The organism is Leucobacter weissii, assembly GCF_017565745.1.
GTDB classification, from domain to species: domain Bacteria; phylum Actinomycetota; class Actinomycetes; order Actinomycetales; family Microbacteriaceae; genus Leucobacter; species Leucobacter weissii.
The window spans coordinates 259,867-276,369 of record NZ_JAGDYM010000007.1; the positions used below are offsets into that span (position 1 = coordinate 259,867).

15 protein-coding genes are annotated in these 16,503 nt (G+C 70.6%); 7 read left to right on the forward strand and 8 right to left on the reverse strand.

Annotated features, from left to right (window positions below; genetic code table 11):
- Window positions 1-7: 7 nt before the first annotated feature.
- The gene (locus J4H92_RS07440) at window positions 8-1,567 is read right to left on the reverse strand and encodes a bifunctional NAD(P)/FAD-dependent oxidoreductase/class I SAM-dependent methyltransferase (protein WP_208097538.1); all 1,560 of its coding nucleotides are present in this window, start codon (window positions 1,565-1,567) and stop codon (window positions 8-10) included.
- A 67-nt stretch (window positions 1,568-1,634) separates the two neighbouring features.
- On the opposite strand from J4H92_RS07440, the gene J4H92_RS07445 reads away from it, so the two are divergent.
- The gene (locus tag J4H92_RS07445) at window positions 1,635-2,192 is read left to right on the forward strand and encodes a helix-turn-helix domain-containing protein (RefSeq protein WP_208097539.1); all 558 of its coding nucleotides are present in this window, start codon (window positions 1,635-1,637) and stop codon (window positions 2,190-2,192) included.
- Here the strand turns inward: J4H92_RS07445 and J4H92_RS07450 are convergent.
- From J4H92_RS07450 to J4H92_RS07470, 5 genes are all read right to left on the reverse strand, one after another.
- Window positions 2,174-4,147: a GDSL-type esterase/lipase family protein gene (locus tag J4H92_RS07450; protein ID WP_208097540.1), complete on the reverse strand. Its 1,974-nt coding sequence runs from the start codon at window positions 4,145-4,147 to the stop codon at window positions 2,174-2,176. The two genes, J4H92_RS07445 and J4H92_RS07450, sit on opposite strands and share 19 nt — an antisense overlap.
- Window positions 4,148-4,302: 155 nt before the next feature.
- The gene (locus J4H92_RS07455; RefSeq protein ID WP_208097541.1) at window positions 4,303-5,322 is read right to left on the reverse strand and encodes an NAD(P)-dependent alcohol dehydrogenase; all 1,020 of its coding nucleotides are present in this window, start codon (window positions 5,320-5,322) and stop codon (window positions 4,303-4,305) included.
- Complete coding sequence (locus J4H92_RS07460) at window positions 5,319-5,537, reverse strand: helix-turn-helix transcriptional regulator (protein WP_208097542.1); 219 nt, start codon at window positions 5,535-5,537, stop codon at window positions 5,319-5,321. The genes J4H92_RS07455 and J4H92_RS07460 overlap by 4 nt, the downstream gene beginning before the upstream one ends.
- A complete protein-coding gene (locus tag J4H92_RS07465) occupies window positions 5,537-5,971 on the reverse strand; it encodes a hypothetical protein (protein WP_208097543.1) in 435 nt (144 codons plus the stop codon). Before J4H92_RS07465 ends, J4H92_RS07460 begins: the two co-directional genes overlap by 1 nt.
- A gap of 159 nt (window positions 5,972-6,130) precedes the next feature.
- Window positions 6,131-6,811: a DUF4386 domain-containing protein gene (locus tag J4H92_RS07470; protein WP_208097544.1), complete on the reverse strand. Its 681-nt coding sequence runs from the start codon at window positions 6,809-6,811 to the stop codon at window positions 6,131-6,133.
- A gap of 125 nt (window positions 6,812-6,936) precedes the next feature.
- Here J4H92_RS07470 and J4H92_RS07475 point away from each other — a divergent pair, with 125 nt between their 5' ends.
- A complete protein-coding gene (locus J4H92_RS07475; RefSeq protein WP_208097545.1) occupies window positions 6,937-7,620 on the forward strand; it encodes a TetR/AcrR family transcriptional regulator C-terminal domain-containing protein in 684 nt (227 codons plus the stop codon).
- A gap of 31 nt (window positions 7,621-7,651) precedes the next feature.
- Here the strand turns inward: J4H92_RS07475 and J4H92_RS07480 are convergent, their stop codons facing one another.
- On the reverse strand, window positions 7,652-8,125 hold the full coding sequence (locus tag J4H92_RS07480; protein WP_341783033.1) for an ATP-dependent zinc protease family protein: 474 nt from the start codon (window positions 8,123-8,125) through the stop codon (window positions 7,652-7,654).
- Between the two features lie 28 nt (window positions 8,126-8,153).
- On the opposite strand from J4H92_RS07480, the gene J4H92_RS07485 reads away from it, so the two are divergent.
- Window positions 8,154-9,344, forward strand: coding sequence for a RimK family alpha-L-glutamate ligase (locus J4H92_RS07485; protein WP_208097547.1), 1,191 nt, complete (start codon window positions 8,154-8,156; stop codon window positions 9,342-9,344).
- Between the two features lie 71 nt (window positions 9,345-9,415).
- On the opposite strand, the gene J4H92_RS07490 is transcribed toward J4H92_RS07485, so the two are convergent.
- Window positions 9,416-10,912, reverse strand: coding sequence for an aminotransferase class I/II-fold pyridoxal phosphate-dependent enzyme (locus tag J4H92_RS07490; protein ID WP_208097548.1), 1,497 nt, complete (start codon window positions 10,910-10,912; stop codon window positions 9,416-9,418).
- 215 nt (window positions 10,913-11,127) lie between these two features.
- On the opposite strand from J4H92_RS07490, the gene mftD reads away from it, so the two are divergent.
- From mftD to J4H92_RS07510, 4 genes are read left to right on the forward strand one after another with little or no spacing between them, the layout of a single operon-like run.
- Entirely contained in the window at window positions 11,128-12,312 is a 1,185-nt protein-coding gene (mftD, locus tag J4H92_RS07495; RefSeq protein WP_208097549.1) for a pre-mycofactocin synthase MftD, read from the forward strand.
- A gap of 36 nt (window positions 12,313-12,348) precedes the next feature.
- Window positions 12,349-13,782, forward strand: coding sequence for a GMC oxidoreductase (locus J4H92_RS15735; protein WP_208097550.1), 1,434 nt, complete (start codon window positions 12,349-12,351; stop codon window positions 13,780-13,782).
- A 33-nt stretch (window positions 13,783-13,815) separates the two neighbouring features.
- On the forward strand, window positions 13,816-15,117 hold the full coding sequence (locus tag J4H92_RS07505) for an aspartate aminotransferase family protein (RefSeq protein ID WP_208097551.1): 1,302 nt from the start codon (window positions 13,816-13,818) through the stop codon (window positions 15,115-15,117).
- 52 nt (window positions 15,118-15,169) lie between these two features.
- On the forward strand, window positions 15,170-16,420 hold the full coding sequence (locus J4H92_RS07510) for an ABC transporter substrate-binding protein (RefSeq protein WP_208097552.1): 1,251 nt from the start codon (window positions 15,170-15,172) through the stop codon (window positions 16,418-16,420).
- Window positions 16,421-16,503 lie beyond the last annotated feature (83 nt).

A 16,503-nucleotide genomic window follows, 5' to 3' on the forward strand; every position in this document is an offset into this window, starting at 1 on the left:
GCCGGCGTCAGCGGCGCCGGAGCAGCACCACGACGTCGTCGAGCTCGCCCCGCTGCCCGTCGGGCCCGGTCGCCTCGCGCGAGCGGGTCTCGGCGGTGACGAGTTCCCAGCCGGCCGGGTCCAGAGCGAGGTCGGCGAGCTCTTCCTCCGGGGTCGGGAAGCGGTGCTCGTGGCCGTGCGGCGCATCCGCCCACGGCGGGGCTCCCGCGTGCGAGGTGATCAGCAGATGGCCGCCGGGGGCGACGCGCTCGGCGGCCCGGCGAAGGATCTCGGCCCGGGAGAGCTCGACGGGGGAGTGCAGGAAGCTCGCGGTGACCAGATCGACCTCGCCCTCGGGGAGCCGGGCGAGATCCGACTCGACGAACCGTGCCCGGTCCGCGACGCCGGCCTCGCGCGCGGCCTCCCGCGCGCGGCGGATCGCGGTCGGAGAGATGTCCGCTCCGGTGGCCGCCCACCCGTGCTGCGCCAGCCAGATGACGTCGCCGCCCTCCCCGCAGCCCAGGTCGAGGGCGCGCCCAGGCGGCAGCGTCTCGGCGATGTCGCTCAGCACACGATTGGCCCTTCCCGACCAGACCTGCTCGGAGCCCGCGTAGCGCTCCTCCCAGTATTCGGCGGCCGCGATCTCGGGCCAGGCCCGCGGATCGTGCGTCGCCGTCTCGAAGTCCCAACCGACGAGAGCCGCGTTCACCGCGGCGCCGGTGAGCGATCCCGCTCCCATCGACATGGGCACGTTGGCATAGGGCGCGACGACGTTGCCGACGGCCCAGACGCGCTCGTGGGCGGTGCGGCCCATCTCGTCGACCGCGAGGAAGCTCCCGAACGGCTTGTCGTCGCGGTCGAGCCCCAGGGGGCCGAGGAACGCGTCGCCCGGGTGCGCGGCGGGCGCGAGGAACAGTGCGTCGAGCGGTACCTCGCGCCCGTCCGCGAGGCGGACCGACGCCGGCGCCTGCTCGTCGCCGAACACCTCGCGGATCGGCTCCGCCACGATCTCCACGCCGCGGGCGCGCAGGCGCCGCTCGGTCTCGGCCGGGAGGCCGTCGAGGGCTGCCGGGAAGACCGTCACGCGGTCGCTCCACTGGCGCACCAGCTCGGCCTGGTGCAGGCCGAGCGGCGAGGCGAGGAGCACGCCGAGGCGAAGGTCCCGCACCTCCCAGCCGTGGCAGTAGGGGCAGTGCAGCGCCGTCCGGCCCCAGCGCTCGGCGAGGCCGGGGAGATCTGGGAGATCGTCGACGATCCCGGACGCGACGATGAGGGAGCGCGTCGCGTGGATGGCGCCGTCGCCGGTGGTCAGTTCGAGGCCGTCCCCGCGGTCGTCGACCCGGGTCGCCTTTCCCGCGACGAACTCGACCCCGTATCGCGACGCCTCGTCCCTGCCCCGGGCGAGCAGCTCACCGGGCGGGAGCCCCTCCGATCCGAGCACGCCGTGCATGTGCTCGGCGAAGCGGTTGCGCGGGTTTCCCGCGTCGATGACGAGTGCGCGCCGCCGGGCGCGGCCGAGCATGAGCGCGGCGGAGAGTCCGGCGGAGCCGCCGCCGACGATGATGGTGTCCCAGATGTTCCGATGCATGCCACCAGAATGCGGGGCATACTGGACATAGCGCAAACTGTTTTGCAGAAATGGCAAGGAGACGATGGTGGCTGGAGAACTCGATCAGGTCGGAGCGCGACTGCGCGCCGCACGCCGGTCGCGCGAATGGACGCTCGAAGATCTCGCCTCGCGGGCCGGCATGTCGGCGAGCACGCTCTCCCGGCTCGAATCCGGCAAACGGCAGGCGAGCCTCGAGCTCCTGCTCCCGCTCACCAGGAGCCTCGGCATCCGGATCGACGATCTCGTGCAGCAGGAGGTCCCGGATCCGCGCGTCCGCCGCGCGGTGATCCGGAAGGACGGCATGCTCATCGCCCCACTGGCACCCGAGGGCTCGGCGATGCGCATCTACAAGATCACCTATCCGCCCGTCGAGACGCTCCCGCCGCTGAACGTCCACGACGGCTACGAGTGGCTCTACGTGATCGCGGGCCGGCTGCGGCTGCGGCTCGGCGAGCGGGATCTGGTCCTCGGTCGGGGCGAGGCGGCCGAGTTCGACACGCGGACCCCGCACGCCATGTGGGCGGCCGGGAGCCGCGCCGCTCAGGTCGTCAGCATCTTCAACGAGGCCGGCGCGCGCATGCACACTCACACGGTGGAGGGCTGATTCGGCCGCAGCTCGACGTAGTCGGTGTGCTTCGCGCTGAGCCCGTCGCCCGCCGTGCGGCCCCGCACGCGGCGCCACACCCAGGGGAGGGCGTGCGCGCGCAGCCAGGAGACCCCGCTCGCCTCCTCGCTGCCGTCGGAGTCGTCGTGGAGCGCGTGCTCGAGTCCGCCGAGCTCGGCCGCGTTGGGCACGCCGAGCACGGCGGCCGCGCGGTAGGCGAGCAGCCGGTGCCCGGCCGAGGTGAGGTGCACGCGATCCTCGGCCCACATCTCCAGATCCCCCACCTCGGGGATGGTGTCGACGTCGAGCAGCAGGCACGCGTGCTCACGGGCGATGCGCCGGACATGGGTGTTGAACTCGGCGAAGCGCTTCGCGAGCACCAGCGCCGCGCGGCGCCGGGGAAGGAACGGCGTGCCGAGCAGCACCTCCGCACCGGAGGCGCGGAGCCGGGCGACCTGCGTCTCGAGGCGGTGCGCGAGATCGTCGATGTCGAGCCGCGAGAGGACGAGGTCGTTCGCGCCGACGAGGATCGACACCAGGTCGGGCCGCAGGGGCAGCGCCTGGTCGACCTGCTCCTCGATGTGCTTCACCCGCCGGCTGCGCACCGCGAGGTTCGCGAAGCGGATGCCGCGGTCGGGGCCGCTGTGGGCGAGGAGCATTGCCAGCCTCGCCGCCCAGCCCTGGAATTCGCCCCGGGGCATGCGCGAGGAGTCGCACAGTCCCTCGGTGATCGAATCGCCGAGGGCGATGTACCGCTTCCAGCGCCTCGGCGGAACGGTCGGGTCGGCCGCAGGGCGGGGCTCGCTCCGAGGCCGCACCCGCGGCCTCGCGAGCAGCGCGTCGTCGATCCGGCGCAGCTCGATCGCCTCGTCGTAGTGCGCGAGCAGCTGGTCGCCGAGCGAGGCCCAGCTCCGGCCCAGCACCGACCGCCGCGCCGCTGCGGAGAACGAGGCGCGCTTCGCCGGATCGCCGGCCAGGTCGGTGACGCGCGCGCGCATCTCCGCGAGATCGCCGGGACGGTAGAGCCATCCGTTCACGCTGTTCTGGACGAGGTCCACGGGCCCCCCGACGCCGGTGGCCACGACCGGCACACCGCTCGCGAGCGCCTCCTGCACGGTCTGGCAGAAGGTCTCGCTCTCGCCGGTGTGGACGAAGAGGTCGAAGCTCGCCACCGCCTCCGCGAGCTCGATCCCGCCCAGGAAGCCCGTGAAGTGCGCGTCGGGCATGAGCCGCTCGAGCGCCGGGCGGCTCGGGCCGTCGCCGACGATCACGAGACGCACGCCGGGCAGATCGTGCAGCGCCGCCAGGTCCTCGACCTGCTTCTCGGGCGAGAGGCGTCCCACGTAGCCGACCACGACCTTCCCCCGGCCGATGCTCCTGCGCCACGCCTCGCTGCGGCGCTCCGGCGCGAATCGATCGGCGTCGACGCCGCGCCCCCAGCGCCGCAGCCGGTCCACGTCGAGGCCGGTCAGGAAGTCGATGGCGGAACTGGACGGGGCGAGGGTGAGGGTGGACTTCCGGTGCAGGCGCGCGATCCGCGCCTCCGCGAGCGGGGTGACGCCGGGCATCCGGTACTTCTCGGTGTAGGCGGCGATGTCGGTCTGGTAGACCGCCACCGAGGGGATGCGCAGCGCGTCGGCGGCCCGCACCCCCGCCCAGCCGAGCACGAGCGGTGACGCCAGGTGCACGGCATCGGGCTCGTACGACCGGAGCAGGCGCGCGACCCTGCCCGCGCTGACGGGCGTGACGCGCACCTGCGGGTACGAGGGGAAGGGGAAGGAGGGCAGGAGCGTCGTCTCCGCGCCGTGGAGATCCCCGTGGATCGGCCCCGCGTTCGGCGCGACGATCATCAGTTCGTGACCGCGGTTCGCGAGATGCTTGGCGGTCTGGAGCACGGAACCCGTGACTCCGTTCATGTGCGGCAGGAACGACTCGGCGAGGATCGCGATCTTCACGCCTCTATCGTCGCCGCTGCGATCCGGGAATGCGGTCCCGCGGGACCGGATGCACCGATTGTTCACCGAATCGGCACGTGCCGGTTACCTCCGGCGGCTCAGATGAACGCGGCGTGAATGCCGCCGGGCTGCTGGCGACGCCATCGCGGAAGCCCTCACCCTGGGTCCGGCGGGCTGCCCAGCACCAGCACCTTGCCCACCGCGCGGCCGTCGTCCAGGTGCGCGAGCGCGGCGGGCGCCTCGGCGAACGGGTAGCGGTGCGCGATCACCGGTACGAGCTCGCCGGAAGCCGCGAGTGCGAGCAGCTCGCGCGTGATCTCGGGTTTCGCCGTGGCGACCAGGGGGCGGAAGCGCCGCCGTCCGCTCAGCGAGAGCAGTGCGCCGAGCGCCATTCGGCCGAGCGGGCCGAACCAGCGATGCTCGCCGCCGGAGATCCCGACGATGCAACCGCGCGTTCGGAGGAGCCGCCGCAGCGACCGCAGCGGCGCGCGGCCGCCCAGATCGAGGATCGCGTCGTACCCGTGCGCGGGCAGGGCGGAGAGGTCGCGGTCGCGATCCTCGATCCGCTGGGCGCCCTGCTCCCGCACCGCCTCGGCGGCACGAGGACTGCAGCGGGCGTGCACCTCGGCGCCCCGCAGCACCGCCAGGCGCACGGCGAACATCCCGACGCCGCCGCCGGCGCCGAGCACCAGCACTCTGGATCCCTCGCCGACGCGGGCCAGATCGAGCGCCTGCCAGGCGGTGCCGCCCGCGAGGGGGAGCGCGGCGGCGGTGGCGTCGTCGAGCTCGGCGGGAACGGATACGAGCTTCGCGCGGGGCACGGCAACGAACCCGGCCAGCCCGCCGCCGTCGATCTCGCCGGCGACGCGGTCCCCGGGGCTCAGCCCCGCGACGTCGGCGCCCGCGGCGACGACGGTGCCGCACACGTCCCGGCCCTGCACCGCGGCCCGGGGGCGCCGCAGGCCGAAGGCGAGCCGGATCAGCCGCGGGTCGCCGCGCATGAGCCGCACGTCCGCCGAGTTGAGGGCGCAGACGCTCACCCGGACCAGCACCTCGGACGCGGCCGGCCGCGGCACCTCGCTCTCGATCGGGTGCACGGCGTCCGGGCCTCCGTACCGCCGTTGGCTCCAGGCCCGCATGGCGGTCGCGGTCGCGGGTGCGGTGGGCGTGTTCATGGTTCCTCCGGATAGTCGAAGGCGTCGTCGATGCGCACACCGAAGACGCGGCAGAGCTGGAACGCGAGCTCGAGGGTCGGCGAGTACTTGCCCTGCTCCAGGGCGATCAGGGTCTGGCGGGTCACGCCGACGCGTGCGGCGAGTTCCGCCTGGGTGAGTCCGCTCTGCTCCCGGAGCGCGCGCAGGCGGTTGGTGACGCGGGTCGGGCGGGCCATCAGGGCATGCCCCCCCGGTAGACGATCACCCGCGCGATCCCGCCGATGATCGCGGAGAGCGCGAAGGCGAGGTAGAGCGCGTTCGCGATCCAGAACCAGTCGGCGCGCGCCGCGCAGAGGACGAGCGCGCCGAGCATGCCGATGACGAGGAAGGCCTGGCCGACACGATCGCCGAGGCGCGCGATCTCGCGATCCCGCACATCCTCGATGTGGCGCTCCTCCGGGTCGCGCATGCCTGCGACGATGCTCCAGAGGATCCCGCCGACGACGGCGATCGCGATCGCCCCGCCGATCGTCCAGAGCATGGGGCCGACCCAGTCGATCTCCTCGACCGGACCCGCGCCCGCTTGCGGTCCGATCCACGCGATGTAGACGATCAGCCCCAGCAGGCCGACCACCATGCCGACCCAGGTGTTGCGTTCTCCGTATCCCATCACCGCTCCAATGTCAGATATTCTTTACATTTGAATCGTAGGCGGCTCATCGATGAGATGTCAAGAATTATTTACACCCCGGTCGGTGGGCCCGCGGGTGTGCCGGAAACCCGCGGGTGTGCCCGACGCCCACGGGCGTTCATCGGGTGCTCTCGCGCCTCAGGGGTGCTCCGGCGGGGAGTCCGGGGCTCCGGCGGGGGTGCGCACGCCCCGGATCAGCAGCCAGAGGCCGAGGCCGAGCTCCCACGCCGCGATCGGCAGGGCGGCGAGGCCGGAGAGCGGCGAGACCTGGTCCAGCGCACCGAACAGCGTGCCGAGGAACGAGGCGATCAGCAGCGGGGCGCCGATGAAGGCGAGCAGCGGGAGGACGCGCGGCACGAGCCGGTAGCGGTGCAGCAGCGCCCCCAGCAGCAGGGCGTTCACCGCGGGGAACAGGCCGGGGCCGAGGAGGAACGACCAGTCGTGGAGGGCGATCAGCGCCCCCTCGATCTCTCCGCCCGAGCCGCCCGAGCCGGCCTCGCCGCGCACGGTCGCGACCGAGAGCAGGGCGAGCGCGCCGACGAGGATCGCGGACGCCTCGAGCAGCCGGGAGGAGACGAAGCCGATCCCGAGGGCGGGTGCGCGTCTCCAGGCGATCGGGAGCAGCGCGACGGCGGTGCCGACGCAGCTCAGCGCCAGCACGATCTCGAGCAGTGCCGCCCAGGGGGCGAGTGCGACCGGGCCGCCGCCGTGGAGCAGTTCGGTGCGCAGGGCGAGTCCCGGGAAGGAGGTTGCGAAGGTGGCGAGGTAGAGGGCTCCGACGATGCGGGCCGCGCGTCGGTCGAGCGTCGTGAGGGGCATGGGCGTCTCCGTTGGCTGGGGCGGCTGAGTGTGGGGAGGGGGCGGAATCGCCGCAAAGGTGTACGCTGTACGCCTTTGCGGTCCAGGATAGGTGTACGATGTACACGTGTCAAGGAGGTGACGCGATGCCCGAGCCGGGATCACCGCAGCGGCGACGACTCGATCGCGACCGGGTGCTCGCCGAGGCCCTCGCACTCGCGGACGCGGACGGCCTCGACGCGGTCAGCATGCGCGCGCTCGCCGCACGGCTCGAGGTCGTGCCGATGGCGCTCTACAAGCACGTCGCCGACAAGGAAGACCTGATCGGCGGCATGGTCGACGCGGTCATCGCCGGCTACGCGCGGCCTGCCGCGACCGGGACCTGGCGGGAGCGCGTGCGGGAGCGCGCGCTGATCGCCCGGGCGGCCCACCTCGCCCACCCCTGGCTGCGGGAGGCGATCCAGTCGCGACGGCGCCGCAGCGCCGCCGTCCTCGGCCACATGGACGCGGTCGCGGGGGAGTTCATCGCCGGAGGCTTCTCCGTCGACCTGACCCACCACGTCATGCACGCCCTCGGCAACCGCGTCTGGGGGTTCAGCCCCGAGGCCTTCGACGGCGGCGACGACGTCGGGCAGCCGGACGGCGATCCCGCGGCGCTCCTGAGGATGATGAGCGAGCGCTTCCCGCATGTGACGGCGATCGCCCTCGACGCCTCGGCGCGCAATCCCTCCGGAAGCTGCGACGAGCAGTTCGAGTTCGAGTTCACGCTCGACCTGCTGCTCGACGCCTTCGAACGGCTGCGCGCCGCGGGCTGGGAGAGCTCCGGGTAGCGGATCCCGGTATCCTGCCGCTCCGGCCGTTTCAGTGGCCCCGGTTGCGACGGCGCACGGAGCGCTTCGGCCTCCCGCCGAGGTACGAGGCGGCCGGGTGTACGACGAAGCCGTGCTGCAGCGCCTCCCGCCCGATCAGCATGCGGAACACCATCGACTCGCGGCTCGTCAGCGTCACCTCCGCCCGCACCTTGCGTCCGCAGAGCAGGACGCTCATGAGGACGACCAGGCGGGGCTCGGCATGGCCCGAGGAGCTGCGCACGATCCGCCGCCCGTGCACCGGCAGCTCCACCGTCACGGACTCCAGCTCGCTCTCCTGCCAGGGATGCACGGTGAAGCGCACCCAGTCGGAGCCGTCCCGCTCGAACTCGATGATGTCCGAGGCGTGCAGCGCCGAGGTCTGCGCTCCGGTGTCGACCTTCGCCTTGATCCACCGCACGCCGATATCCGGGAGCCGCACCCATTCCCGCCACCCGGTCGGGGTGCTTGAATGGGAGGGTGCGATCACATCACCATCTTGGCAGGTCCGCGTCGTGAGGCTGGCCATCCTCTCGCGCGCCGCCCAGTCCTATTCCACCCAACGGCTCTCCGCCGCGGCCGAGCAGCGCGGCCACACCGCGCACGTGCTCAACACGCTCAGCTTCGCCATCGATCTCGCCGATGAGGCCCCGGATCTGCGCTACCGCGGTCGGGAACTCGAGGACTTCGATGCGATCCTCCCCCGGATCGGCAACTCGGTCAGCTACTTCGGCACGGCCGTCGTCCGCCAGTTCGAGCAGATGGACGTCTACACCCCCAACACCGCGAGCGGCATCTCCAACGCGCGCGACAAACTGCGAGCGATCCAGATCCTCTCGAAGCACAACATCGATATGCCCCCGACCGCGTTCGTGCGCAACCGCGCCGACGTGCGCCCCGCCATCGAGAGCGTGGGCGGCGCGCCGGTCGTCATCAAGCTGCTCGAGGGCACGCAGGGCATCGGCGTCATCCTCGCGCCGCAGGTGAAGGTGGCCGAGGCCATCATCGAGACGCTGCACTCCACCCGGCAGAACGTGCTGATCCAGCGCTTCGTGGCGGAGAGCCGGGGGCGCGACGTGCGCGCGCTCGTGGTGGGCGATCGGGTCGTCGCCGCCATGCGGCGCCGTGCGAGCGGCGACGAGTTCCGCTCGAACGTGCACCGGGGCGGCTCGGTCGAACCGTTGAAGCTCGATGCGGCCTACGAGCAGGCCGCGGTGCGCGCCGCGCAGATCATGGGACTCCGGGTCGCGGGCGTGGACATGCTCGAGGGCGAGGACGGGCCGCTGGTGATGGAGGTCAACTCCTCGCCGGGACTGCAGGGGGTCGAGCAGGCGACCGGGCTCGACGTGGCGGGAGCGATCATCGACTACATCGCGGGGCGGGTGGCCTTCCCCGAGATCGACGTACGGCAGCGCCTCAGCGTGTCGACCGGCTACGGGGTCGCCGAGATCGTGATGAACGCGGGCGCCGAGCAGATCGGCAGGAGGCTCGGGGATCTCGATCTCTGGGACCGCGACATCACGGTGCTGACCCTGCACCGCGGCGTGACGGTGATCCCGAACCCGCGCAAGCACGTGGTCCTGGAGCCCGACGATCGGCTGCTCTGCTTCGGCAAGCTCGAGGAGATGCGGTCGATGATCCCGGACCGACCGCGCCGCCGAGCCCGCGTGCGCAAGCTGCCGCCCGAGGCGCAAGAACTGCAGTGAGCCACCTGAGGCGTTGCCGGGCACAGGGGAACGCTCAGCCGTACCGGCACGGCCTCTCCTCGCGAGAGCGCTCAGTCGCGCTCCACGACCACGCGGAAACGCGAGAGGGATGCGTCGAGCGAGCCCCGTACATAGCCGATGGGTGACGCGGCCACCGTCTGCAGGAATCGCACCGTCTCCGCGGTGATCTGCTCTCCGGGGATGACATTGGGGATGCCAGGCGGGTAGGCGGCGAGCGAGTCGGCCGAGATGCGTCCCGCGGCCTCGGCGGCCGGCACGATCTCGTGCTCCGCGAAGTAGGCCGCGCGCGGGCGCATCGTCATCGGCCCGGGGTGGGGGAGCGCGGGGATCGCGACGCCCGTCGATGCTTCGTGCGCGCCATCGGCGATGTCGAACAGCGCACGGGCGAACCGGCCGAGATCGGGTTGCTTGCCGGGCCCGATGAAGGCCACGACCGCGTGCGCCGTGGAGATCTCGAGGTAGACGCCGTGCTCGCCGCCCAGGAGGTCGCGCACGCGATGGCCGCTCAGCCCGGTGCTGGAGACATCGATGGGGACCCGCAGCGGATCGTGGTCGACGATGTCGGGGAAGGCGGAGAAATCGTCGGAGATGATGGTGAAACGGCCATCCTCGCGGAGGGTGCGCCGCAGCTCCTCCACGGCGGTCAGCGTCTGAGCGATGAGTTCGCGGCCGTGCACCAGCGCATGCCGCGCCACGTCCAACGAGCCCAGGAGCAGCGCGCTGGCGCTGGTCGACTGCGTCAGCATGTAGGCGCGATCGAGCATCGGCTCGAGTGCGTCTGAGAACGGACCGTCGCCGAGGTGGAGCATGGCGGACTGCGTGAGGCTCCCGCCGAGCTTGTGCGTGCTCGACACCGTGAGGTCGGCGCCCAGGCGGGTGGGGGACTCGGGCAGTTCGGGGTGGAAGCCGAAGTGCGACCCCCAGGCGCCGTCGACGACGAGTGGCGCGCCGTGACGGTGCGACACCTCGGCGAGCGCCGCCACATCTGCGACGGCACCGAAGTAGCTCGGCGTGATGATGTAGACCGCCGCGACCGCGACCCCGTCCGCCGCGGCCCGGTTCAAGGCATCATCGAGGGCCTGGGGCGAGACACCGTGATTGATGCCGCGCTGCTCGTCGATGCTCGGCAGCACGAAGCGCGGCAGCAGGTCTCCCAGGAGGACGCCGTCGGTGAAACTGGAGTGCGCACTGCGCTGGGCGACCACCGCGTCGCCCGAGTGGAGCCCGGCGAGAGCGAGGGCGGTCAGCCGGTTGGCCTGGGAAGCCCCATTGGCGAGGAACCAGGTGCGTCTCGCGCCCCAGGCCTCCGCGGCGAGCCGCGTCGACTGCACGAACGGCGAGTCGGGTCCGACGTCGATCCCGTCGATCAACGGCGGGATGTCCATGGCGAGAGCGCGCGCGCCGCAGAACTCGCCCAGCTCGTGCGAGAGCCCGTCGGGGGTGGCGCCGTGGCCGGGGACCATCAGGTTCACGGTGTCCCGTCGCGACTGGGCGTCGAGGGCGGTTGCGTAGGGGGTCGTCGTCTGATCGGCGGGTGGCTGCGACATCGCTGGACTCCATCGTTGGGGACTTCGCTGAGTTTTATAATTGTTACATTCTCGACACATTGAAGCAAAATGTTCTCTTGAAAACTTCTAATCAATGGTAGATAGTGGTGTGTAGGTCGCTTTCATCTAACGTAATTTAGAGCATGTGCACCTCGGTCGGGGCACCGTTTGTCGCCGCCCGATGGTGACACGGAATCAATGGAGATAGACACGACATGACCACACGAGTTCCGTTCAAGAACCTCGCCGAAGCCGAGCGTCTCGCCAAGCGGAGACTCCCGAAACCGGTGTGGCTCGCGATCAAGGCCGGCAACGAGCAGGGCCTGACGCCCGCGGACAATGAGCGGGCGTTCACCGAGCTGGGATTCTCCCCGACGGTGTTCGAACGCCCGACGTCGTTCGACACGAGCACCTCCATCATGGGGACGAAGGTCGACATCCCCGTGATCGTGTCTCCGGTGGGTGCACAGGCCATTCATCCGGATGGCGAGGTCGGCGCGGCGCGGGCGGCGGCCCGGCACGGCACGGCGATGGGACTCAGCTCATGGGCGACGGACCCTCTGTCGGAACTGCTCAAGGTGAATCAGGACGTCTTCTTCCAGCTCTACTGGGTGGGTTCGAAGGCCGACATCGAGAAGCGCGTCGTCGATGCGAAGGAGCAGGGAGCCAAAGGGCTGATCGTGACGCTCGACTGGTCGCATACGCCCCGCAGGGACTGGGGAGTGCCGCCCGCGCCCCCCTCGAACATGGGGCTCAAGACGATGATGACCTTCGGTCCCTCCGCTCTCGCCCGCCCGCGGTGGTTCTCGAAATTCCTCGTGAGAGGTCGCATTCCCGATGTGAAGGTGCCGAACCTCTGGGGGCGAGACAAGCGCGACATCCCGACCTTCGGCACCGCCTGGGGCGAGTTCGAACGGACTCCCGCGCCGACCTGGGACGACATCAAGTGGATCCGGGAACTCTGGGGAGGCCCCTTCATGGTCAAGGGCATCAACACGATCCGGGACGCCAGGCTCGCGGCCGACCTCGGCGCGGACGCGATCTCGGTGTCGAACCACGGCGGGAACAACATCGACGGCAGCCCGTCGCCGCTGCGCTACCTTCCCTACATCGTGGAGGCCGTCGGGGATCGGATCGAGGTGATGGCCGACGGCGGGGTTCGCCGCGGATCCGACGTCGTGAAGATGCTCGCGCTCGGCGCGAAAGCGGTCTTCATCGGCCGCGCCTATCTCTACGGCCTGGCGGTCTCCGGAGAGGCGGGAGTCCACGACGTGCTCGACATCCTGCGCAACGGCATCAGAGAGACCCTCTACGGCATCGGGAAGAGCTCGATCCACGAACTCTCCCGCGACGATCTGATGGTCCTGAACGGCGACTTCTTCGTCCCGCCGACCCAGTAGCCCCCGACACGAGAGAGCACAAGGAGGAAACCGCTCGTGACTGAAACCGTCATCGTCGTCGGCGCGGGCAGCGCCGGCTGCGTCGCCGCCGCCCGCCTCAGCGAGGATCCGGAGCGCACGGTCATCCTGTTGGAGGCGGGTGAGGACCGGGGCCATGAGCCCGAGCTGCGCTCGCTCAACTGGCTCGATGCGCTCGGCCACCGCGATGTCTTCTACCCCGACCTGTTCGCCACCAAAGTCCAGGGCGGCGAGGCCCGTCTCTATCAGCGGGGCCGCGGCGTCGGCGGGTCCGCGTCGACCAACGCGATGCTGGCGCTCCCCGGACTTCCCCAGGACTACGACGGCTACGCCGAGCGCTACGGTCTCGCCCGCTGGTCGTGGTCGGAGGTCCAGCCGTGGTTCGCGAAGCTCAAGCCGACGCTGGTCCGCTCCACCGACGAGGAGCTGACGCCGGTGGACCGCGCGCTGCTGGACTCAGGCACGGTGCTCGGGCTCCCCGACGACGTCGACGCCTACACTCCTGAGGACGGGAGCGCTCGGCTCTACCGGACGGCGGATCGGCGCGAGAGACGCTCGTCGCTCGAGCTGTGGCTGGATCCGGCGCGGGGTCGCGGCAACCTGGTGGTTCGTCCGAACAGTCAGGTCGACCGCCTGCTGCTCGACGGCGCCCGGGTGGAGGGGGTGATCCTCGCCGACGGGGAAGAGATCCGCGGCGACCAGGTGATCCTCTGCGCCGGGGTGTTCGAGAGTCCGTGCGTGCTCATGCGCAGCGGCGTCGACCGGCCGGGGCTGGGCCGGGGGCTGCAGGACCACCCCGCGGCCTCGGTCTACTTCTCGATGAAGCCGGAGCACCGCGCGGCGGATCGCGCCATTCCGTGCATCGGATCCGTGCTCCGCCTCTCGTCGTCCGTCGGCGCCGGCGACCTCCATCTCCTGCCGCTGCACGGCGAGCTGCTCGCGAGCACCCCGCCGTCTCACGGCCTGCTGATGGCCGCGGTGATGCGCACCCGATCGCGCGGCGAGCTGACGCTCAACCCGGAGCATCCGCTCGCGCCGCCGATCGTCGACGAGCGGATGCTGACGCACCCCGACGACCGCCGGGCGATGCGCGAGGCGATCGACGCGGTGGCGACCGTCCTCTCGGGCGATGCCTTCTCCGAGATCGTCGAGCAGACCTTTATCGATGAGCACGGCACGCCGGTGGACGCACTGCGCGACGAGGAGGTCTTCGATCGGTGGCTGTCCACCTACGTGGGCGACTACTTCCACGCGGTCGGGACCGCGCGCATGGGCGGCGCCGACGATCCCGATGCCGTGACCGATGAGCTCGGCAGGGTGCACGGGCTCGAAGGAGTGTCGGTCTGGGACGCGTCGATCCTGCCAGAGGTGCCGAGCGCCAACACCCATCTTCCGGTCGTGATGCTCGCCGAACGCCTGAGTGCCGCGCACCGCAGCGGATCGCTCGTCTGACGAGCCAGAGAACGACGTCAAGAAGGAGATTCAATGTCACAGGAAACGTCCTCCTCCCAGCGCTGGGAGCACGCCAGGAAGGTCATCCCCAGGGGAGCCTCCTCGGGGCACCGGCTCGGCTGGAAGCAGGTCTTCGTCCGATCCGGAGGAGCCTATCTCTGGGATCGAGAGGGCAACCGCTACCTCGATTTCCTGAACGCCTGGGGCCCGATCATCCTCGGGCATTCCGACACCCGGGTGAACCAGGCGGTGCTCGAAGCCGCGAACACCTGCGATCTGACCGGTGTCGGCCCGCAGCTGGGCGAGATCGAACTCGCGGAGAAGGTCTGCGAACTGATGCCGTCCGCGGAGAAGGTGGTGTTCTGCACCTCGGGCACCGACGCCACCATGCATGCGGCGCACATCGCTCGAGCAGCGACGGGGCGGGTCAAAGTGCTCAAGTTCCACGGCAGCTATCACGGATGGAGCGATCATGTGGCGGTCGGGGGAGCCCGCGCGGATCTCACCGTCGACGCGCCGCTCGAGACGGTGAACAGCGCCGGGCTGCATCCGGGAGTGACGGGGGACGTGGTCGTGGTCGAATGGAACGACGCCGCGGGGTTGCGCGCGGCGTTCGACCGACACGGATCCCAGCTCGCCGCCGCATTCGCGGAGGGCTACATCCACAGCTTCGGCTGCGTCCCCCCGCAAGCCGGCTTCCTCGAGCTCCTCCGGGAGCTGTGCACTCGCCACGGCGTGCTGTTCGTGCTCGACGAGGTCAAGACCGGTTTCCGGGCCGCGCTGGGAGGCATACAGTCCGTCAACGGCGTCATCCCCGACCTCACCGCGTTCGGCAAGGCCATCGCCAACGGCTACTCCCTCGCGGGGCTCGCGGGTCGCGACGAGTTCATGGGGCATCTCGGCGCCTACACCCGGGGGGAGGCGACGATCGACGGCACCTACAACGCCAGTCCCTACGCGATCGCCGCGGCGAATGCGACGCTCGGCATCATGGAGAGCGAGGAGACGATCGCTCGAATCTACGCGCTCGGCGAACGGCTGCGCGCGGGCTATGCGCGGGCGATCGAGGAGGCCGGTGTCGAAGCCGTCGTGACCGGCATCGGATCGGAGTGGGCGGTCTACTTCCGCGCGACGGCTCCGCAGAACTTCCGCGACACCATGGACGTGGACACCGCTCGCTACGGCGCCTATCAGGCGGCTCTGCTGGAGCAGGGCGTCCTCGAGACGACGTCGGCCACCGGCGACCGGCGTCTGAACGCGTCGACGACGGAGGACGACATCGACCGTGCGGTCGATGCGGCGCGGATCGCGTTCGCGGCGGCGGCCGCGGTCTGACCCGAGATACCATCAGGCTCTATTCAAAGAGGTATAGAAAGGCAATGACAACATGAACTGGAATGCGAAACGCCTTCGCGGCGCAGCAGCCGCGGGCGCGGTCCTGGCGCTCATCGTCACCGCGGGGTGCTCGTCCTCCGAGAACGGCGAACCGGGCGGGTCCGGCGACGAGATCGCGATCGGATTCGCGCTCTCCCAGAGCGGGAACATGGCGGGCTTCGACGCAGAGCCCGGTGCGGCCGCGCAGCTCGCCGTCGATCAGATCAACGCCGATGGCGGCATCGACGGCAAGCAGATCCGAGTGATTCAGAAGGACGTCGCCTCCGACCCCGAGACCGTCGGCGTGGTGGCTCAGGAGTTCCTGCAGGAGGGGGTCGACCTCATCGTGACCCCGTGCGACTTCGACCTGAGCTCTCCGGCGCTCATCGCCGCGCAGGCGGCCGAGGTCCCCGCCATATCGATCTGCGCGGGCGATCCGAAGACGGCCGACCTGACCACCATCGGCGACTTCAGCTTCACGGCCAACGCCGGTTCCGACGTCGAGGGGGCGACGGGCGCGTCCTGGGCCTTCGACCAGGGATGGGAGAGCGCCTACCTGCTGCAGGACGAGAGCATCGAGTACACGAAGTCGGCCGGGGCGTACTTCGCGGGCGCGTTCGAGGAGCTCGGCGGCACGATCGTCGGCAAGGACAGCTTCCCCGGGGGCGACAGCATCGACATCAGCGCCCAGATCTCGAGCATCAAGGCCCTGCCCGAGCTGCCCGACTTCATCTACGTCGCCAGCTGGAATCCCGCCGGCGCGACCGCGATGAAGCAGATCCGGGAGGCGGGCATCGACGTGCCGCTCGTGGGCCCGAACGCGCTCGACGGGCAGACGCTGCTCGACATCCTCGGGGGAGCGGGCGACGTCTACTACACGGCCTTCGCCTGCTATGAGTACTGCTCGGGCGCGGCGACCCAGGAGGATCTCGACGCCTTCGTCGCGGACTTCACCGAGAGCAACGGATCCGGCCCGTCCAGCTCGTACGCCCTGCTCGGCTACAACATGGTTCTGGCGATTCAGAACGCGCTGACCGGAGCGGACCTGAGCTCCGGTGCGACGCTGCGCGATGCGCTGCAGTCGGCCGGGCCGGTGGCGACGCCGATCGGCGAGATGACCTATTTCTCGGACACCTGCCACAAGATCATCGACTTCCCGATGTCGATCGTGAACGTCGACGGCGGCTCCGCGAGTTTCGTCGAGCAGCACACCGCGAGGCTGGTCCCGGATCTCGGCGATGGGAACCCCTGCTCCGTCTCCTGAGCGTGCGTGAGGCGGGCGGGTGCGGGGGCGGGCATCCCCCCCACCCCCCCCCTAAAACTCCGTATTAACACCGCGCGGTCTAC